The organism is Photobacterium sp. R1 (assembly GCF_054600795.1).
Map to the genome: position 1 here is coordinate 1 of NZ_BAAHZP010000466.1, position 279 is coordinate 279.

The window sequence follows — 279 nt, forward strand, 5'->3', positions numbered from 1 at the left end:
TGAAGAAATCACCACAGCGCTGGCAAACATGAATGGCGTGCTCAGCCTGGCACCGGGCAGCGTTGGCCCTGCGATTGCGAACAAGATGATCGAACAAGGCGACTTGCTGCGTTTGAGCGAAACTGTCATCAAACCTTACTACCAGAAAAAGTCACAGCAGGCAGTGCAATGGCTGCAACAAGCCATTCCTGACCCGCGTTTCCGGATCCATAAACCGGAAGGCGCCATGTTCCTTTGGTTGTGGTTTAAAGAATTGCCAATCACCACCATGGAACTGTA

At 51.6% G+C, this 279-nt stretch carries 1 pseudogene; it reads left to right on the forward strand.

Annotation, left to right across the window (positions count from 1 at the left end):
• Nucleotides 1-279: pseudogene (avtA, locus tag ACYP03_RS25875) on the forward strand (valine--pyruvate transaminase); the annotation flags it as partial.